Origin of the sequence: Mesorhizobium norvegicum, assembly GCF_004919685.1 — a bacterium.
Lineage (GTDB): Bacteria > Pseudomonadota > Alphaproteobacteria > Rhizobiales > Rhizobiaceae > Mesorhizobium > Mesorhizobium norvegicum.
On sequence record NZ_SMYZ01000044.1, the window covers coordinates 21,435 to 36,343 of the forward strand.

Below are 14,909 nucleotides of genomic sequence, written 5' to 3' on the forward strand. Positions count from 1 at the left end.
GTGCGGCGGTTCACTTTTCGCTCGGCTTGCCCCATTCGGTCGGCTTCATATCCGGAATCCCGTCGACCCCCATGCAAGACAAGACAACTCAGGCGACAAGGCAAGCAGCAAGGAACAACCGGAGCCGGGCCGTCAGTGCGGACCTGATCGCCGTTGTGATCGCCGTGACCAATGGTGAGCCACGCGTCCTGACCATCGGACACGCTGACGCTTTGCCGTCCGGCCCTTTTGAGCTCGGCCATCGCTCCTTGCAGTCGGGTCTGAGGGCATGGGTGGAGCGCCAGACCGGTCACCCGTTGGGCTATATCGAGCAGCTTTATACCTTCGCCGACCGTGACCGAACCGGCGACGAGCGCGTGCAGATCTCGATCAGCTATCTCGGCCTGACGCGGGAAGAGCAGACAGAGAGATCGCCGACGCATGGCTGGCGGGGCTGGTACGACTATTTTCCGTGGGAAGATCACCGTGCGGGCGTGCCGCCCATCCTGCCTGCTATCCTCATGCCACGGCTCTTGGCCTGGGCTGACGAAGCCGAAGACATGAACCTGCGCCACAATCGCCGACAGCGCGTGGCGTATGCCTTTGGTCTGGATGATCGCGACTGGAACGAGGAGCTCGTCCTGCAGCGATACGAACTGCTCTATGAAGCCGCGCTGGTGGCGGAGGCCGCGCGCGGCCGGGACAATGGCAGCCCGCTATCTGTCCCCGGTCGACCGATGATCGCCGACCACCGCCGTATTCTGGCGACGGGAATCGCCAGACTTCGGACCAAGATCAAATATCGCCCCGTCGTGTTCGAACTGATGCCGCCGGCATTCACGCTGCTGCAGTTGCAGCGCACCGTTGAAGCGCTCGCCGGCAGGCTCGTGCACAAGCAGAATTTCCGGCGTCTTATCGAACAGCAGGACCTGGTCGAGGAGACCGGCGAGACAATGTCGGACACAGGCGGGCGCCCGGCGAAGCGTTTCCGCTTCCGCCAGACGGTTCTGGCGGAACGAACTGTCGCAGGGACGAAATTGCCACTTTCACGTGCTTGACAATCCTTATGCTCAAGATAAGCATATGCCTCAGTTATACTCAAATAGAGCATAATAGGGACGCTATGCTAATCAACTCCGCACGTACGGCCGCGCTCTACGATCGGGTACGGCGGGTCATCCCGCCGGTCGAATGGCCGGCATTCACTGACGATATCGAGGCCATTCTCGATTTGAAGCTGCAGCGAAACGCGGTCATCCTGGCGCACAACTACCAGACGCCGGAGATCTTCCACTGTGTCGCCGACATCGTTGGCGACAGCCTGGCGCTTGCCCGCAAGGCGATGTCGGTCGAAGCCGATGTCATCGTGCTCGCCGGCGTGCATTTCATGGCCGAGACGGCGAAGCTGCTCAATCCGCAAAAGACGGTGCTCATTCCCGATCTGCGGGCAGGCTGTTCGCTGGCGGACTCGATTACCGCAGCGGACGTGCGGCTGCTGCGGCAACGCTATCCGGGCGTACCTGTTGTCACCTATGTCAACACGTCAGCCGAGGTGAAAGCCGAGTCCGATATCTGCTGTACCTCAGGCAACGCGAAGGCTGTCGTCGAGTCGCTTGGCGTTCCTCGGGTGATCATGCTGCCGGATGAATATCTGGCCCAGAACATCGCCGCCCGGACCGATGTAGAGATCATCGCCTGGAAAGGGCATTGCGAGGTGCATGAGCGCTTCACGCCCGCCGACATTCGCCAATTGCGCGAGGACCATCCCGGCGTGATCGTGCTGGCCCATCCCGAATGCCCGCCCGACGTGGTGGCCGAGGCCGATTTTTCCGGCTCGACCGCTGCGATGTCCGACTATGTCGGGCGGCAAAAGCCACCCCGCGTCGTGCTGATGACGGAATGCTCGATGAGCGACAATGTCGCGGTCGAACACCCCGAGGTCGAGTTCATCCGGCCCTGCAATTTGTGCCCGCACATGAAGCGGATAACGCTCGCCAACATCCGCACGGCGCTGGAGCAGAACCGCCATGAGGTGACCATCGCACCCGAGATTGCCGGGCGCGCGCGGCTGGCCGTCGAGCGGATGCTGGCGGTATGAGCATGGACGTCCGCGATCTCGCCGGGCGGCCGGTCATCATCGGCGGCGGCATAGCCGGATTGATGACTGCGCTGCACCTGGCGCCTGAGCCGGTGCTTCTGCTGTCGAGATCGCCGCTCGGCGCGGATGCGTCGAGTGCGTGGGCGCAGGGCGGACTTGCCGCCAGCCTGGGCGACGACGACGAACCCGCGCTCCATCTTGCCGACACGCTTGCCGCAGGCGACGGCCTTTGCGACGCACAAGCAGCAAGGCGCATCGTGTCCGCGGCGCCGGCCGCGATCGAGGATCTGGCGCGCCTTGGGGTCTGCTTCGATCGAACGCCCGCAGGCGCTCTGCGTCTCGGGCTGGAAGCTGCGCACGGTCGCCGGCGCATCGTTCATGCCGGAGGTGACGGAAGCGGGCGCGAGATCATGCGCGCCCTGGTCTCCGCCGTGCGTTCCACTGCGTCGATTGTGGTCGCGGAAGGCGTGGAAGCGCGCGGGCTGGCTGTGGAGGACGGCAGGATCACCGGGGTGCTGGCGAACGGTTCGACAGGTGCGCTGTTCCTCGCCACGGGACGGGTCGTTCTCGCCACAGGCGGGATCGGCGGCCTGTTCCACGACACGACAAACCCGCTCGGCAGTTGCGGCCAGGGCCTGGCACTCGCCGCACGCGCCGGTGCAATTTTGGCCGACCTCGAATTCATCCAGTTCCACCCGACCGCGCTTGATGGGTCGAACCGCCCCATGACGCTCATCAGCGAGGCGGTCCGCGGCGAAGGCGCCACAATCGTCGACGAGACAGGCCGGCGTTTCCTCGACGGCGTGCGAGGTGCGGAGCTCGCACCACGCGACATCGTGGCGCGCGCTGTCTGGCGACATCTTGCCGCCGGCCATCGCGTCTTCCTCGACGTCCGCGACAAACCAGGCGCGATATTCACGCGGCAATTTCCAACGATCGCGTCAGCCTGCGGCAAGGCCGGTATCGATCCGGCGCGGGATCTCATTCCCATCCGGCCGGCGCAGCACTACCACATGGGCGGTGTCGCCGTGGATCTGGCCGGGCGCACCTCGGTTCCAGGACTTTGGGCTTGCGGAGAAGTCGCGTCGACCGGGCTGCACGGTGCCAACCGGCTTGCCAGCAACTCGCTGACCGAAGCTGTCGTCTGCGCACGCTGGGTTGCCGAAAGCATCGCAGGGTCATCTGACAGTGGCGGAAAGCCAGCAATGGCCTCTGACCTGCCGGCGCCAGATCCAGCGCCTGTGCGCCCTCTCCTGTCCCATGCCCTCGGCGTCACGCGGAAAGGTGAAGGGTTGAAGGAGACTGCGCGGGCCTTGCTGCCGCTGTTGCAGCGGCGCGACGCGGCGTCCGATCCCGCCGCCGTTGGGCTGATGATCGTGATTGCCGCCTTGCTGCGCCGGGAAAGCCGCGGCGCTCATTTCCGGACGGACTTCCCCTACCATGCAACCGTCGCCCGCCGTTCCCACCTCACGCTCGACGCAGCCATCGCCGCAGCGCGGGAACTCGCATCCTCCCCTGCGCTGGAAAGCATCCCGTGATGAACCTCCCACCGCTTCCAGCAATCATGCTCGAGCCTCTGGTACGGGCAGCTCTTCTCGAAGATCTCGGCAGGGCCGGCGACCTGACCTCGGATGCGGTCATACCGAAGGACCATCGTGCGACAACACTGCTGACTGCGCGCCAGGCCGGAACTGTCGCCGGGCTCGATCTGGCGATGCTTGCGTTCCGACTGATCGATCATAAGGTCGAAATCTCGGTAGAGCGGGCAGACGGCAGTCATGTCGCGGATGGAGAGGTCATTGCATCGGTGTCTGGCCCGGCCCGGGCCATTCTCACCGCCGAACGGACGGCACTCAATTTTCTGTGCCATCTGAGCGGTATCGCCACCGCAACGGCATCGATCGTCGCGGCGGTCCGCGGCCACGGCGCAAAAATCGTCTGCACGCGCAAGACGACACCCGGATTGCGGGCGGTCGAAAAATATGCGGTGCGCGCCGGTGGCGGCTCCAACCACCGCTTCGGCCTCGACGACGCGATCTTGATCAAGGACAACCACATCGCCATCGCCGGCGGAATTCACCCTGCAATCGAGCGCGCGCGAAGCAGCGTCGGCCATCTGGTCAAGATCGAAGTCGAGGTCGACACACTAGCCCAACTGGAAGAAGCCTTGGCCCACACCCCCGACGCTGTCCTGCTCGACAACATGTCGGTCGACGAGTTGCGCCAGGCGGTGGCCATGGTTGCCGGCCGGGCGATCACAGAGGCTTCTGGCAGGATCACCGCCGCGATTGCGCAAGCCGTTGCCGCAACCGGTATCGATCTGATTTCCATCGGCTGGTTGACTCACAGCGCGCCGATCCTCGATATCGGCCTCGACTACCGTGAGCCTTGACCATCGAGGCCTACCATCTAACCTACCCAGCTTTCTTTCGACCGTGTCCGCCATTTCAAAGGCGCCTATGTCGCACAACGCAAGGAACAGGATGGAAATGCACACAGCGATTTCGGAAAAGACCCTGCCTGAAGCTCAGTCCTTCGACGGCGGCCGGACGTGGACCCTGGGAGAGGCTCAGGCGCTCCATGATGCGCCCTTCAACGACCTGCTGTTTCAAGCGCAGACCGTGCACCGCGAGAATTTCGATCCCAACAAGGTCCAGCTCAGCCGGCTTCTTAGCATCAAGACAGGCGGCTGCCCGGAGGATTGCGGGTATTGCAGCCAGTCGTCGCATCACGAGACCGGGTTGAAGGCGTCGAAACTGATGGAGGTCAAGCGCGTCATGGCCGAGGCGACCAAGGCGCGTGACGCCGGCGCCACCCGCTATTGCATGGGCGCTGCCTGGCGCAACCCCAAGGCGCGCGACATGGATGCGGTGGTGGCGATGGTCGAAGGCGTCAAGGCGCTCGGCATGGAGACCTGCATGACGCTCGGCATGCTCGATAGTGAGCAGACCGCTCGTTTGAAGCAGGCGGGCCTCGACTATTACAACCACAACATCGATACGTCGGAACGCTACTACAGCGAGATCATCAGCACACGCAGCTTTGCCGACCGGCTCGATACGCTCGAGCAGGTTCGCCAAGCCGGCATCAAGGTCTGCTGCGGCGGTATTGTCGGCATGGGCGAAGAGGCGGTGGACCGGATCGACATGCTGGTCACGCTGGCCAATCTGCCGGAACATCCCGAAAGCGTTCCGATCAACATGCTGATCCCGATCGCCGGCACCCCGCTTGCCGAAGCCAAGCCCATCGAGCCGATCGAATTCGTGCGCGTGATCGCCCTGGCACGCATCATGATGCCGAAATCGCATGTCCGTCTTTCCGCCGGCCGCACCGCTATGACCGACGAGATGCAGGCGCTGTGCTTCTTCGCGGGCGCCAACTCGATCTTCGTCGGCGACACGCTGCTGACGGCGGACAATCCCGGCGAGGACAAGGATACCCTACTGTTCCGGCGCCTCGGCATTGAGCCGATGGAACTCGAGGCGCAATGAACGGGGCACCGCTTGCCCGCTATGATGCGACCTTGCAGGGGCTGGCGCGCAAGGACCGGCTGCGGACGCTGTCGCCGCGCGCCGGGCTCGACTTCTCGTCGAACGACTATCTCGGGCTTGCCGCCTCCAGGAGACTTGGCGATGCGGTTGCGGCGGCGATCGCGCGGGGCACGCCGGTTGGCGCCACCGGGTCGCGGCTGTTGCGTGGCAACGCGCCGGAGCATGAGGAATTGGAGGCAGACGCAGCGGCATTCTTCGGGACCGAGCGCGCGCTGTTCTTCGGCAGCGGCTACATCGCCAACTTCGCACTCCTAACCGCCTTGCCGCAGAAGGGCGACCTGCTGGTCCTCGACGAGCTTGCTCATGCCAGCATGCATGAGGGCGCCCAGGCCGGCCGCGCCCAGTTCGTGCTGGCCGCGCACAACGACATCAATGCCGTCGAGGATGCGATCACAAGCTGGCGTGCCGGCGGCGGCACGGGACGCGTCTGGATCGCGGTCGAAAGCCTCTACAGCATGGATGGCGACCGCGCGCCGATGGAGAGCCTCATTGCGCTTGCCGCCCGGCACGAGGCGTTCCTCGTCGTCGACGAGGCGCATGCCACCGGTGTCTGGGGACCGGACGGCCGGGGGCTGGCCGCCGCGTTCGAGGGCCGCGACAACATCATTGCGCTCCATACCTGCGGCAAGGCGCTCGGCGCGTCCGGCGCACTGGTCACCGGACCGGGAACGCTGTGCGATTATCTCGTCAACCGTTGCCGGCCATTCATATACGCCACCGCGCCATCGCCGCTGATGGCGGTCGCGGCACGCGAAGCGCTCGCCATGCTGTCTGACGAGCCCATGCGCCGTGTTCAGCTGCATCAGCTCATCGCCTTCGCGGGCCGTCAATTGGCCGAGCGCTGCGGCGTTCTACCGAGCGGCTCGCAGATCCAGCCAGTTGTGATCGGCGACGTCAGGCGCACCATGGCGGTGGCGGCGGCACTGCAGGCGCGCGGCTTCGACATACGCGGCATTCGTCCGCCGACTGTGCCCGAGGGCACGTCGCGTCTGCGCATTTCATTGACGCTCAATGTCGGCGAAGCCGACATTTCGGCGATGGTCGAGGCACTCGCCGAGGTGCTGGGCGTGGCATGACCAAACGCGTCGTCATCACCGGAACCGACACCGGAATTGGCAAGACCGTGTTTTCAGCCGGACTAGCCGGGCTGCTGGACGGATTCTACTGGAAGCCGGTGCAATCGGGCCTCGACGACGAAACCGACAGCGAGGTCGTTGCGCGGCTTGCCGACCTGCCGCCGGGGCGCGTGCTGCCGGAAGTCTACCGCTTGGAGAGTCCGCTGTCGCCGCATCGTTCGGCCGAAATCGACGGCGTCGCGATCGAAGCGGCAGCTCTCTCTCTTCCGGTCGTGCCGGGTCCGCTCGTCATCGAGGGTGCAGGCGGTCTGATGGTGCCGCTCAATCGGCGCACAAGGTTCATCGACATATTCGAGCAGTGGCAGCTGCCGGTCATTCTGTGCGCCCGCACCGCGCTCGGCACGATCAATCATACGCTGTTGTCGATCGAGGCACTGCGAACGCGATCCATTCCGCTACTCGGAGTTGCCTTCATCGGCGACGAAGCGGCCGACACCCAAAGGACGATCGCTGAATTCGGCGATGTTGCGGTGTTGGGAAGGCTGCCTCACCTCGATCCACTGACGCCCGAGACGCTCAGCCATGCCATGAGCGTGAGTTTTGACCTCACGATGATAGCCGAAGGATGCCGCTGATGGGCTCGCATGTCTGGCACCCCTTCACCCAGCACGCGCTCGAGCCGGCGATCCCTGAAATCGTGCTGACGGAAGGCGCCTATCTCCACAAGGCCGACGGCACGCGCATCCTGGACGCCATTTCCTCCTGGTGGGTCGTTACGCATGGCCACCGCCATCCCCGCATCATGAAGGCTATCGAGGCGACCGCGTCGAGCCTCGACCAGATCATCTTCGCAGGCTTCACGCACGAGCCGGCCGAACGCCTGGCCAGGGCGCTTGTCGGCCTCGCTCCGTCCGGACTCGACTGGGTGTTCTATTCAGACAGCGGCTCGACCTCAGTCGAAGTCGCGCTGAAGATGGCGCTCGGCTATTTCCGCAACATCGGCGCGCCGCGTTCGCGCATCGCCGTCATGGAGCACAGCTACCATGGCGATACCATCGGCACGATGAGCGTCGGCGCCCGCGGCGTGTTCAACGCCGCCTACGAACCCTTGCTGTTCGAGGTCGACACCATTCCCTTCCCGGCAGCAGGGCGCGAGCAGGAGACGCTGGATCGTTTCGAGGCAGTCTCCCGCGACCGGCGCACCGCCGCCCTGATCGTCGAACCGCTGGTGCTTGGCGCCGGCGGCATGCTGATGTATCCGGCGTCAGTTCTGACCGAATTGAAAAAGATCGCCGAAGCCTCCGGCACGCTCTTGATCGCCGACGAAGTGATGACCGGCTGGGGGCGCACCGGAACCATGTTCGCCTGCGAGCAGGCGTCCGTCTCGCCGGACATCTTGTGCACCTCGAAGGGCTTGACCGGTGGTGCCATCCCGCTAGCGGCCACGCTTGCCACCGATGCCATCTTCCAGGCTCACTCTTCGACGGACCGGAAGAAGACCTTTTTCCACTCGAGTTCCTACACCGCCAATCCGATTGCCTGCGCGGCAGCCCTCGCCAATGTCGAGATCTGGCAGGACGAGCCGGTGGCCGAGCGGATCGCGACCTTGAGTGGGATGCAGGTCGCCGGACTGCAACGCTTTCGCGACAATCCCCACTTCACCGACTGCCGGGCGACGGGAACGATCGCAGCGCTCGACCTTCGAGCCGATTCCGCAGGTTATCTCGCCGAGATTGGTCCGAAGCTGCGCGCGTTCTTCCTCGACCGGGGGCTGCTTGTGCGCCCGCTCGGCAATGTCCTCTATCTTCTGCCGCCCTATTGCATCACTGGCGGCGAATTGGACGGGCTCTATGACGCCATCGAGGAGGCCGGCGCACGTTTCGGCTCGAGGCCATGAGCAGGTCGACGCGCATTCTCGGGTTTGGCCATCACGCGCCTGGGCGCAAGGTGGCGAATGCCGAGATCGAGAGCAATCTCGGGCTCGAGCCGGGCTGGATCGAACGGCGCACCGGAATCCGTTCGCGCTTCTGGGCTACTGACGAAGACACGCTGTCTGGTCTTGCCACGCAGGCCGGCGACATGGCATTGGCGAACGCCGGTATTGACCGCAGCGACATCGGTTTGCTGCTGCTCGCCACCTCGACGCCCGACCACCTTCTGCCGCCCACCGCGCCGCTGGTCGCGCATCAGCTGGGACTGAGCCGCGCCGGTGCGGTCGATCTGACCGGCGCCTGCGCCGGCTTCATCTATGCGCTGATGTTCGCGGACGGATTTACCCGCCTGCACGGCAAGGCGGTCCTCGTCATTGCCGCCAATATCCTCAGCCGCCGTATCAATCCGGCCGAACGCGCCAGTGCCGTGCTGTTTGCCGATGCCGCCGGCGCCCTGGTGATTGGTCCGTGCGAGGACCCGGATCGGGGCATTCTCGGCGCCTCGGTGGATTCGGACGGCTCGCGCTACGGGCTGATCCAGATACCCGCGGGCGGAAGCAACAAGCCATTCCATGGCAGCCTGGACCTCGGGGAAACCCGAATGACTATGACCGACGGACGCGAAGTGTTCGCCAAGGCCGTGGACATGATGACCGCCTGCTCGCAGGACGCACTCGCCGCAGCCAAAATGCAGCCGCAAGACATCGATTGGTTCGTGCCGCATCAGGCCAATGCCCGCATTTTCGATGTGGTCGGGAGGAACCTCGGCATAGCGGATCAAGCAATCGTCAAGACGATCGCCGACTACGGCAACTCTTCCGCAGCGACGATCCCGCTCTCCCTGTCGCTTGCCAATCAATCGGAGTCGTTTCGGCAGGGCGAGAAAATCCTGCTGGCGGCGGCAGGCGCGGGTCTCAGCGGCGGTGCGCTCGTCGTTGGAATTTAGCCGGGCAACCAGCTGCGAGCAGGACTGGTCATGCAATGATGGATAGGACAACAGACCAATGCGAAAAATGGTCGCCGGCAAGCTGCACGGCATCCACGTCACCGAAGCGAACCTCAACTACCATGGTTCGATAACGCTCGACCCTGACCACTGCGAGGCAGCCGGCATCCTGCCGATGGAATTCGTGGAGATATGGAACAAGAATTCCGGGGCGCGGATTTCGACCTATGTCATTCTTGGCGAGCGTGGCTCGCGATGCTGCATCCTCAACGGAGCGGCCGCTCGCACCTGCCAGCCCGGCGACCAGATCATCGTCTGCAACTCCATCTATCTGGACGAAGCGCAAATCACTTCCCTGAAGCCGCGGATCGTCACGTTCGACAAGGAGAACCACATCCGCGACCGCCTGAGCTACTCGGTCGATGTCGACGCCGGTGGGCGATACAGTTTCTCGATCCTTGACGAGGCGAACGCGGCGTTGGCTATTCCTGTCCTGGTGTCAGGATCGTAACTTGCCCTCGACTTATGCGCGCGGTTTTCTGTCCACCCCTAGGGGCGCACTCCTGTCACAGGTTCGGCTGAGCCCCTGGCCTCTTTTCCCTGGCATAAAGCGCCACCGCCATCGCGCGGTTTCGGACGTTGAGCTTGTCATAGAGATTCTTGAGGTGAAATTTGACGGTATTCTCGGAAATCCCTGTGCGGGTGGCGATCTGGAGATTGGTCCAACCGTCCGCCAGCACCGCCAGAAGCTCGCGCTCGCGCGTGGTAAGTTTGGAAAGCGGCGTCTCGTTTATCTTGGAAACATCGATATAGGGAATGCAGATGCGGCCATGAGCGACGGCAAGCAACGTATCGAACAATATGCAGGGATCGTCGAACTGATAGCAAAAGCCATGGACGCCGAGCCGAACGCATTGCTTCAGAATCGCGATATCATGGTCGTTGGAAAACATTACAATGCGGGGACGCAGTTGCCGCCGCTCCAGCTCAACCAGAAGCTCTCCGCCGTCCATATCGGATAGTTTCCAGCCAAGAACAGCGATATCGAACGTTGAATCGGCAACGGACGCTGCCTCTATGAAGGCTTCGCCGCTTCGAACGCTTTGGGCGACATCAAATCGGGCGTCCCGGGCGATCATGTCAAGAAATGCGGCGATCACCAGCGGATTCCGCTCCGCGATCAGTACTCTGATTTTGTTTTCGCCTCTCATGGGCGTGGTACCGACGTTGGCGCCTCTACATAGATCATTCGCTACCACAATCGTTGGCTTCCAAACTGCGTCCCCGCGACTCAAATTGGTCGTAGATTTGGAATCGACGCATCCGTGCAGAGACTTCCGCTCGGACTCTCGCTTCGGCTGCTGAATTTCCGTTTTCACCAAGTGCCGCCGGCTCACGTCCTAAAGCGCGTCGCGTTTGAACGGATTCAGGCGACGCGCTTTAGGTTTTTGTTCTTATGCATGTCGTTCTCCCAAAACCGAGGTCACTTTTGGGCGACATGCACTAGCCGGTCCATCCGAGGCCGGCGGAAATGCAATTGATTGAAAGAAGCAGTGCGTTGACCGACGGCTTCCGGCTTGATGTGGCGGTGTCCTGATTGCGAACTTCCTGCAGCAACTTAACCTGTAGGCGATGGATGTTATCCATTTGCGGACGAATCCGATCGAAATGACGTTTGAACAAAGGGAAGCGGACTGACAGGGCGACCCCGCCCGTAATCTGGCCGATCATCAGCCGTGTCAGCTCATATTCGGCAGCGATCTTTTGGTGAATGCGCTCACCTGTTTCGGGGCTGCACACCAATCCGGCGTAGAGTCGGGCCACATCCATGTCGGCCTGGTAGAGTGTCTTCTCGACTTCGTCGATGATCAGGCGAAAGAAGCGCGAGCGCTCGAACATCCTTCTCAACAGATCGAGTCCGCTGTTGCCCCTGACCGTGACGAAGGAGTTCAGGGCACTGCCGATCCCATACCATCCGGTGAGCAGATGACGATTTTGGCTCCAGGCGAAGACCCACGGAATGGCGCGAAGATCCGCGATGGACCGAGCACCGAAACGGCGCGCCGGGCGCGATCCGAGGTTCAGCAGGCCAAGTTCCTCGACAGGGCTTGCCTGATTGAAATAGTCGATGAAACCGGGCTCGTTCATGAGGCTGGCGTAAGACGCCTGTGACATGCCGGTCAGCGCCTCAAGTGCCTCTTCGAATTCAGGGACATCCCTCAGTTCAGCCTCGCCAGGCGACTTGATGCTGTGGGCGAAGACGCTCGCCGCGAGCATCTCGAGTTGATAGAGACCGGTGCCGCGGTTGGCGAATTTGGACGAAACCACCTCGCCCTGTTCGGTGACGCGCATGACGGAGCCGACGGTTCCCGCGGGCTGGGCGGCGATCGCTCTGCCGGTCGGTGCTCCACCGCGGCTGACCGAGCCACCGCGTCCGTGAAAGAAGCTGATCTTGATCTTGTTTTTCACGCCGAGACTGGTCAGGCTTTTTTGAGCTTTGCTGAGTTCCCAATTGGACGCCAGAAAGCCGCCATCCTTGTTGGAGTCCGAGTAGCCGAGCATGATTTCCTGATGGTTGCCGAACTCTTGCATGGTGCGACGAACCGTCGAAACGCCGAGCAGTTGTCCGAGAATGTCCGGTGCGACACGCAAATCAGCGATTGTCTCGAAAAGCGGAACTATCCTCAAATTGATGGCGCCACTACCATCCTGGGCGGTGATGAGACCGCAATATTGGGCGATCAGGTACACCGCCAGGATATCGTCCGCAGAGCGGGTCATGCTCAAGATGAAGACACCAATCGCGCCGCCGCTCGCTTTGCCTATGACCTCGAAGAGGTCGAGCAAATCGCCCGCCTCCTCGGACAGAAGGTCTCGCCGCAGGTCAAGTTGCTCGCCAGCGCGAAGCGACGCGCGAATGCGGGCGGACCACTCCGGCGAAGCCGCATGCAAGGGTGGCGCGTTCGGCACGGTCGCGAAAAGCTCGGCCAGCACCCGATTGACGACCGTCGAATTCTGACGGATGTCCATCGACACCGTGCGAAAGGCGAAGGTTTCGACCTGCCTTAACAGTGGCTGGACGAAACGCTTGGCCACCATGCTTCCGCCGATGCGATCAAGGACCGTGGCAAGCCGGACAAGATCGGCCCGGAAAGCCTCCGCCGAGGTATAGGGATCCGCCTTTCCCTGTCCACGCAATGCGTTGAGCCGGCATAGAATGGCACCGACAAACTGACGGAGCGGCTCGTCAGGGTTGCGTGCGATTATGTCAGACCCGGCGCCGCTTTTTTCGAGAGCGGCAGCGAGCGCCCGGGTGAAATCGGCCGGAATATCGACAACATTCGAACTGATGCTGAGAACGGTCCCGAGTCGGCTGACCCGATCCAGGTACCAGTCAATTGCCATGTTGCGATATTCAGACAAGGCATAGGCCGTAGTGCCCGCGGTTACATTGGGATTGCCGTCCCGGTCACCGCCAATCCATGAAGAGTAGCGCATGAAGGATGGCACTTTGATCGCTGCCCTGGGGAAGTACCGCTTGAAAGCGCCGTCGACCGTTTCATAGAGCCGCGGCGTCGCCTCGAAAATTACTTCCCGGAAGAAATGCAATCCCCAGGCGATCTCGCTTTCGACGGTCGGCCGTTCAAGCCGCAATTCGCCGGTCATCCACAGAAGTTCGATTTCACTCCTCAGATCTCCAATCAGCAGCTCGCGCTCGCGTGGCGCCCATCTCGGCTGTTCCAGTTCCGTCAGCTTCCGGTAGATGCGACGATGAATTTCCAGGACCGTCACGCGTTTGGCTTCCGTGGGATGGGCCGTTATGGTCGGCCCAACGCAGAGACCATTCAGAACCTCGCTGGCCGCCTCCGCCGAATAGCCGCCGGCCGCGATTTCACGCACCACATTGCCAAAGGCACCAACGGCATCGTCAGGGTCGCCTCCCCGCTCGAGCTCGCGGCGTGAGCGCATGGCAAGCAATTCATTGGCGATCGCCAGAAGCTGGAACCAGATTCCCGTCGCCTGCAGCGCCGCAATTCGCTGTTCTCTGGAAAGGTCCTCCAGTGCTGCCCGCCCGTTGAGGACATCGGCGATATCAGGCTCGCGCTCGCTCACCACGGACAACAACAGCCGGAATAGCAGGGCGCGCTCTTCCTCGCGAAAACCGATCGGTCTGCCTATCTCCAAAGCGACGCCTGCCTCGAGCGATTTGTTCATTGCACGAGCACGAACTTGATGCCGGCGACATTCGCGACGATCAGGCTGGTGATCGGCAGAACCGCGAAGCGCGCGTGCACACCGTATGAATCGTTGACTTCCGGACAGTCGATGGGCCGGGCAAGGGGCATCACGCCACCCGATCCGGGACTGGTCTGCCCTCAAAGAAGGCGACCAGATTTTCGACGACTTTCATGCCCATGGCTCCCCGGGTTTCTTCGGTTGCGCTGCCGAGATGAGGCAAGAGCACGACATTCTCCAGGCGCGTCAAAGCTTCCGGAACGTTAGGCTCGTCAGCGAAGACATCGAGGCCGGCGCCTGCGATCCGACCTGCTTGAAGGACGGCGATCAGAGCCTCCTGGTCGACCACGTCACCGCGGGCGGTATTGACCAGGAAAGCACCCGGCTTCATCGCGTCCAGACGCCGCGCATTCATGAGATGACGATTTTCGGTCCCGCCCGGACAGTGCAGCGAAACAAAATCGGATGCCGCAAGCACATCTTCGATCGTTGGAAGCTGCTCGGCATTCATGGCCCGGATGTCGGCGTCGTCGGCGCGTGACCGGTTGTGGAAGACGATTTTCATCCCGAAGCCAAAATGCGCACGGCGCGCCATGGCCTTGCCGATACGGCCCATCCCGACGATCCCGAGCGTTTTCCCCGAGACTTTCGTTCCTATCATGTGGGTCGGCCGCCATCCTTGCCATTCGCTGGCGCGCAATTCCCTTTCGCCCTCGCCGGTCCGCCGGGCGACTGAAAGAAGCAGGCTCATGGCAAGGTCGGCGGTGCAGTCGGTCAGGACGCCGGGTGTGTTGGTCACCGAAATTCCCTGCTCACGCGCAGCCTCGATGTCGATATGACTGAACCCAACGCCGAAATTGGCGATCAGTCTGGCGCGACCGTTCGCCCTCGGAAAGATCGCGCGCGGAAGCCGGTCGCTGACCGTTGGCAGGACGGCATCGAAATCCAGGAGAGCCGCCTTGAGCTGGTGTTCGCCAAACGGCGTGTCGCCCTTGTTGAACGTGGCGTCAAACCGTTCGGCAAGGACATGTTCAACAGCGGCCGGCCAGCGCCGTGTCACTATCACGCGTGGTTTCATCATTTGTCCTGTTC

The 14,909-nt window shown here is 62.6% G+C and carries 14 protein-coding genes; 10 read left to right on the forward strand and 4 right to left on the reverse strand.

The genetic code is table 11. The features are described 5' to 3' along the window. The first annotated feature begins 71 nt into the window (after positions 1-71). From FCU66_RS18835 to panD, 10 genes are all read left to right on the forward strand, one after another. Positions 72-1,037: an NUDIX hydrolase gene (locus FCU66_RS18835; RefSeq protein ID WP_136621129.1), complete on the forward strand. Its 966-nt coding sequence runs from the start codon at positions 72-74 to the stop codon at positions 1,035-1,037. A gap of 65 nt (positions 1,038-1,102) precedes the next feature. Then, the gene (gene nadA / locus FCU66_RS18840; protein ID WP_136621130.1) at positions 1,103-2,077 is read left to right on the forward strand and encodes a quinolinate synthase NadA; all 975 of its coding nucleotides are present in this window, start codon (positions 1,103-1,105) and stop codon (positions 2,075-2,077) included. After that, the gene (locus FCU66_RS18845) at positions 2,074-3,615 is read left to right on the forward strand and encodes an L-aspartate oxidase (RefSeq protein WP_136621131.1); all 1,542 of its coding nucleotides are present in this window, start codon (positions 2,074-2,076) and stop codon (positions 3,613-3,615) included. Before nadA ends, FCU66_RS18845 begins: the two co-directional genes overlap by 4 nt. Further along, positions 3,615-4,469, forward strand: a complete 855-nt coding sequence (gene nadC, locus FCU66_RS18850) for a carboxylating nicotinate-nucleotide diphosphorylase (RefSeq protein ID WP_136621132.1) — start codon at positions 3,615-3,617, stop codon at positions 4,467-4,469. Before FCU66_RS18845 ends, nadC begins: the two co-directional genes overlap by 1 nt. A gap of 97 nt (positions 4,470-4,566) precedes the next feature. After that, a complete protein-coding gene (gene bioB, locus FCU66_RS18855; protein WP_136621133.1) occupies positions 4,567-5,568 on the forward strand; it encodes a biotin synthase BioB in 1,002 nt (333 codons plus the stop codon). Then, positions 5,565-6,704, forward strand: a complete 1,140-nt coding sequence (locus FCU66_RS18860) for an 8-amino-7-oxononanoate synthase (RefSeq protein ID WP_136621134.1) — start codon at positions 5,565-5,567, stop codon at positions 6,702-6,704. Before bioB ends, FCU66_RS18860 begins: the two co-directional genes overlap by 4 nt. Further along, complete coding sequence (gene bioD / locus FCU66_RS18865) at positions 6,701-7,339, forward strand: dethiobiotin synthase (RefSeq protein WP_136621135.1); 639 nt, start codon at positions 6,701-6,703, stop codon at positions 7,337-7,339. Before FCU66_RS18860 ends, bioD begins: the two co-directional genes overlap by 4 nt. Further along, a complete protein-coding gene (locus tag FCU66_RS18870) occupies positions 7,336-8,601 on the forward strand; it encodes an adenosylmethionine--8-amino-7-oxononanoate transaminase (RefSeq protein WP_136621174.1) in 1,266 nt (421 codons plus the stop codon). The genes bioD and FCU66_RS18870 overlap by 4 nt, the downstream gene beginning before the upstream one ends. Then, positions 8,598-9,581, forward strand: a complete 984-nt coding sequence (locus FCU66_RS18875; RefSeq protein ID WP_136621136.1) for a beta-ketoacyl-ACP synthase III — start codon at positions 8,598-8,600, stop codon at positions 9,579-9,581. The genes FCU66_RS18870 and FCU66_RS18875 overlap by 4 nt, the downstream gene beginning before the upstream one ends. Before the next feature lie 58 nt (positions 9,582-9,639). Continuing rightward, positions 9,640-10,092 carry an aspartate 1-decarboxylase gene (panD, locus tag FCU66_RS18880; RefSeq protein ID WP_136621137.1) on the forward strand — a complete coding sequence of 151 codons (453 nt, stop codon included), beginning with the start codon at positions 9,640-9,642 and terminating at the stop codon, positions 10,090-10,092. Positions 10,093-10,147: 55 nt separating this feature from the next. Here the strand turns inward: panD and FCU66_RS18885 are convergent, their stop codons facing one another. From FCU66_RS18885 to FCU66_RS18900, 4 genes are all read right to left on the reverse strand, one after another. Next, entirely contained in the window at positions 10,148-10,792 is a 645-nt protein-coding gene (locus tag FCU66_RS18885) for a response regulator transcription factor (RefSeq protein ID WP_136621138.1), read from the reverse strand. A 292-nt stretch (positions 10,793-11,084) separates the two neighbouring features. Beyond that, a complete protein-coding gene (locus tag FCU66_RS18895) occupies positions 11,085-13,796 on the reverse strand; it encodes a phosphoenolpyruvate carboxylase (RefSeq protein ID WP_246093946.1) in 2,712 nt (903 codons plus the stop codon). Beyond that, positions 13,793-13,930 carry a hypothetical protein gene (locus FCU66_RS41190; RefSeq protein WP_168992105.1) on the reverse strand — a complete coding sequence of 46 codons (138 nt, stop codon included), beginning with the start codon at positions 13,928-13,930 and terminating at the stop codon, positions 13,793-13,795. Before FCU66_RS41190 ends, FCU66_RS18895 begins: the two co-directional genes overlap by 4 nt. Then, on the reverse strand, positions 13,927-14,898 hold the full coding sequence (locus FCU66_RS18900; RefSeq protein ID WP_136621139.1) for a 2-hydroxyacid dehydrogenase: 972 nt from the start codon (positions 14,896-14,898) through the stop codon (positions 13,927-13,929). Before FCU66_RS18900 ends, FCU66_RS41190 begins: the two co-directional genes overlap by 4 nt. Between the last annotated feature and the right edge of the window lie 11 nt (positions 14,899-14,909).